Source organism: Neisseria sp. HMSC065D04, assembly GCF_001815675.1.
In the GTDB taxonomy this organism is placed as follows: Bacteria; Pseudomonadota; Gammaproteobacteria; order Burkholderiales; family Neisseriaceae; genus Neisseria.
In genome coordinates this window covers 16,857-19,947 of the sequence record NZ_KV821506.1, presented here as the reverse complement: position 1 = coordinate 19,947, position 3,091 = coordinate 16,857, and the positions used below count along the sequence as shown (strand labels likewise).

Sequence of the window (3,091 nt, the reverse complement as noted above, 5' to 3'; positions counted from 1 at the left end):
TTGTCGGAGGAAGGGCTTTTTTGCAAAGGTCTCGCTAGGCAGATTGAGGGTGCATCAAGTTTAAACTGGTGGGGTGTTGCCCTCACTTCAGCTCGCGGAGAGGCATTTTCTAAAGTGTTGAAGCACCTTAAAAAATCGGTTTCGTACGATTTGTACTGTCTGCGGTTTCGCCGCCTTGTCCTAATTTAAACTTAATCGACTTTATCGCGTTATTTCCGTTTTACAGGAACTTGGCGGCAAGGTATCCGGCAGCCACCAAGCCGAACATGGCAAGAATGCCCAATACGCTGATCAGGATGTAGGTGTTCTTTTTGGATTGCAAAGCAGCCAATTGGGGATCTTCACCCAATTCTTGGCGGAGTTTGCTTTCCAGTTCCGAACGGATTTGTTTGCGTAGGAGTTTTTCTTCGCGCTCTTTTTCGATTTGCAGCTTATGGGCGATTTCCGCTTGTTTTTTATGCTCAAACGCCACCCGTTCCTGCCATTCGATGCGCTTGCGCTGGATGATTTGCTCGGTTGCGCTGGCAAGGTGGAAATGGCAGACGGGACATTCCGTCGCCTCGTGATCCTCAATCAGGGTCAAACATACGGGACACTGGCGGATTTCAGGAGCCGCTTCTTCCTGTTCTTCGCCGCTGAGATTCAGCTCCAATTCCATCGATTGGCGGACGATGACATCCAATCCCAAATAATTGAAATATTGTTGGGCGTTTTCACGTTCGTCTTGGGTGCAGTTCTCGGCAATAATGGCTTGCGGACGTTCGGCAAGCGCTTGAACCAAATCTTCGGCTTCTTTTTCCGGCAGATTATCGTACAAGCAGGCGTTGATGCGCTCGCGATCGACATCCGGCGGATAAGAAACATAAACGTCGTAAAGTTTATCTTGTTTCTTCATTGTGATCCCATGAGATATAAAATCCTGCTTTGTTATTTGAAGGCAGGTATTTAGTGTCGGTTTTGTTATAAAGTATAGATTATTATTCGTCTATTTGTCTTAACCGAAGGATAAAGGGTATTTTATTCGGCTGAAATAGTATAAATGCCCGATTCTGACCGATTATAGTATATTAATGAATATTACCAAATGGAACTATGAATTATAAGATAGATGTTATTGCTTTGAAAGCATATCAATCTAAAAGGCCGCCTGAGTGAACAGACGGCCTTTTTTAGAAAACAGTGTATTAGACGGAAAATGAAGAACCGCAACCGCAAGTGGTCTCCGCATTCGGATTGCGGATAACGAATTGGGAACCTTGCAGGCTTTCGGTGTAGTCGATTTCCGCGCCGACCAAATATTGATAGCTCATCGGATCGACCAAGAAAGTCAGCCCGTTTTTTTGGATTTCAAAATCGTCATCGTTTTTGATTTCGTCAAAGGTAAAACCGTATTGGAAGCCTGAGCAGCCGCCGCCGTTGACGAATACGCGCAGTTTCAAGTCGGGATTGTTTTCTTCGGCAATTAAATCAGCTACTTTGGTGCAGCAGCTTTCTGTAAAAATGATAGGGCTTTCGTCTGACATGATGTGATTCCTTTTATATAAATATTGCCAGTATTGTCGCGCAAACGGATTCTTGAAGCAAGAAGAGGGTGTTGCGGATCGGGCGGCAATATCTGTTAACCGCTTACATGGCTGCAATCTCGAAAAATTTCAATAGGCAGGCGGACAGCCTTTACACCGTCCGTCCTGTTAAAAAATAGGAAAACATGAATTCAGGTCGTCTGAATACAACGCAGATCAGATAATCCGTCCAAACCATTCCACGCGGCCGATGATGGCAACATCTTCGGTCATTTTGTTTAAATCGATTTCAAAGGCCGGATAGGCTTCGTTGGCGGAGATGACGTTGACGATGCCGCCGGGTATGACTTGCAGCCGTTTCACCAAAAGATTTTCATTGATACGCAGAACATATAACCCATCGCGCGGGGTGGTTTCGCTGCGGTTGATGAGGATGGTATCCCCGTCGTTCAGGACGCCTTCCATAGAATCACCTTTGACGGAAATGACCGACAGGTTTTTGGTGTCGCGGGTAACGTAGTTTTCAATCCAGTAACGGCGGAATGCCATGGTAAACATGGGTTTTTCATCGCCGACAAGCTGTCCGTGTCCTGCGGCGGCATGGATGTCGTAGCGCGGAACGAAGATAAATTCGTCAATATCGACTGGATTGCCCAAAGTGTCGTAAGCGGTGGCTTTGGGCGGCTCGGTATTGGGAAACGGCTCTCCTTCTCCCGTCAGAAGCCAGTCTATGCTGCATCCTTTGAGCTGTTTGATTTTTTTCAGGGTTTCGGATTTGGGTAATCCGCCCTCGTTCCAGATGCGGCTGAAGCCGGCGATGGTCATATCGATATCGGCCGCGATTTTGGCTTGTCGTGCTTCATCTTTCCATAGAAAAGCCAGTCTGTCTTTAAAGGTATCCATGTTGTTCCTTTGGTTTAAGTGTGATTTTTAATACACTTTGAATGTTTAATGTGTATTTTACCTTAGTTTTTATCAAATTGTAAGAAAAATATTAGTCAAGCTAAGAAAAAGTATTGCTGATTTTGTTTTTTCTGAGTATTATGTGCTTATTGTTAGATTAATCGAATAATTTCGGTTCAAAAATACTTTTATTTTTAATTTGTGTCTCAGTTTCGATGCTTTATTCTGATTAATCTGATTTTTTAGACTGAATTATGTTTTATTTGAATGTGTTTTAGATTTTGTTGGAGGCTGTGAAAATGACTCGTTATCGTAAAAATGCTTGGTTGGTTCTGACTGCTTTTGTATTGGGTTTTTTGGCGTTTCCTTTCAGCTATTCGCAAGCGCATCAATCTGATATCAGCGTTTCGGCACAAGAGTGCGAGCAGTTGAATAATTTGGTTTTGGAAAATATGAACGGGCAGCAGCAAGTATTTGCGCGCGAGTGTGATACGGTTGAGGCTTCGCATGATTGGGAGCAGCAGTACGGCAATTTGAATGAAGAAGAATTGGTTGCCGGTATTGTATATGAGTGAGTGGCTGTGAGGCTGCTGTTGCGAAGCTCTAAATCTGGAGGCGGGGAATTTTTGAGTTTGTATAGTGGATTAACTTTAAACCAGTACGGC

The 3,091-nt window shown here is 44.2% G+C and carries 5 protein-coding genes; 2 read left to right on the top strand and 3 right to left on the bottom strand.

Annotation, left to right across the window (positions count from 1 at the left end):
- On the top strand, positions 1-189 hold a 189-nt coding region (locus tag HMPREF3050_RS14810), incomplete at its 5' end, for a hypothetical protein (RefSeq protein WP_210399912.1).
- Between the two features lie 31 nt (positions 190-220).
- Here the strand turns inward: HMPREF3050_RS14810 and HMPREF3050_RS05655 are convergent.
- The 3 genes from HMPREF3050_RS05655 to HMPREF3050_RS05645 form a co-directional block, all read right to left on the bottom strand.
- The gene (locus HMPREF3050_RS05655) at positions 221-895 is read right to left on the bottom strand and encodes a hypothetical protein (RefSeq protein ID WP_009313174.1); all 675 of its coding nucleotides are present in this window, start codon (positions 893-895) and stop codon (positions 221-223) included.
- 289 nt (positions 896-1,184) lie between these two features.
- The gene (erpA, locus tag HMPREF3050_RS05650) at positions 1,185-1,523 is read right to left on the bottom strand and encodes an iron-sulfur cluster insertion protein ErpA (RefSeq protein WP_003758366.1); all 339 of its coding nucleotides are present in this window, start codon (positions 1,521-1,523) and stop codon (positions 1,185-1,187) included.
- 216 nt (positions 1,524-1,739) lie between these two features.
- Entirely contained in the window at positions 1,740-2,426 is a 687-nt protein-coding gene (locus HMPREF3050_RS05645) for a S24 family peptidase (RefSeq protein WP_003758368.1), read from the bottom strand.
- A gap of 299 nt (positions 2,427-2,725) precedes the next feature.
- Between HMPREF3050_RS05645 and HMPREF3050_RS05640 the strand changes: the two genes are divergently transcribed.
- Positions 2,726-3,001, top strand: coding sequence for a hypothetical protein (locus HMPREF3050_RS05640; RefSeq protein WP_003758370.1), 276 nt, complete (start codon positions 2,726-2,728; stop codon positions 2,999-3,001).
- Positions 3,002-3,091 lie beyond the last annotated feature (90 nt).

Bases quoted from the DNA above. Each gene is read 5' to 3' on its own strand.
- HMPREF3050_RS05655 (WP_009313174.1), bottom strand. From the start codon at position 895: ATGAAGAAACAAGATAAACTTTACGACGTTTATGTTTCTTATCCGCCG.
- erpA (WP_003758366.1), bottom strand. From the start codon at position 1,523: ATGTCAGACGAAAGCCCTATCATTTTTACAGAAAGCTGCTGCACCAAA.
- HMPREF3050_RS05645 (WP_003758368.1), bottom strand. From the start codon at position 2,426: ATGGATACCTTTAAAGACAGACTGGCTTTTCTATGGAAAGATGAAGCA.
- HMPREF3050_RS05640 (WP_003758370.1), top strand. From the start codon at position 2,726: ATGACTCGTTATCGTAAAAATGCTTGGTTGGTTCTGACTGCTTTTGTA.